The following is a 483-nucleotide window of genomic DNA, read 5'->3' as shown; positions in this document are numbered from 1 at the left end:
TCAAGGTTTACGATGGTATCACTGGTGAAGATGTAACAGCTAAATTCGACATCAACGTTGAAAACGGTGTAATCAGTGCTTCATCTAAAGCAAGCTTGACTAAACCTATCAGCGCTACAGACGCAAGTCCAGTTATTGATACAACTAAATTTGAGTTTGGTCGTTACTATAAATTTGATATCCCAGCAACTGTTAAACAAACAGTTAAAGCTGGTGTAGATATTGAAAATACCGCTAACCAAACAATTCACCAATACAATCCATTCAATAAGAAAGTTAAAGATTCTGAAAAACCTACTCAAAAACGTGTCAACAGCGTACCAGTACAAGTAGAATTCAACTTCACTAAACGTTTGGAAGGTCGTGAGTTGAAAGCTAACGAATTCAGCTTCGTGCTTAAAGATTCAACAGGTAAAGTTGTTGAAACTGTAAGCAACGATGCAGATGGAAACGTTAAGTTCTCAGCTATCGAATTCAAGAAAG

General features: G+C 36.9%; 1 protein-coding gene. It reads left to right on the top strand.

Annotated features, from left to right (window positions below; genetic code table 11):
• Positions 1–483 (top strand): hypothetical protein (locus AX663_RS10745; RefSeq protein ID WP_197414197.1); only part of this gene is annotated, 483 nt, incomplete at both ends.

It is taken from the genome of Streptococcus sp. CCH8-H5, from assembly GCF_001556505.1.
GTDB lineage: Bacteria > Bacillota > Bacilli > Lactobacillales > Streptococcaceae > Streptococcus.
The sequence above is the reverse complement of the archived record's forward strand: the minus strand, read 5'-3'. Positions and strand labels throughout refer to the sequence as shown.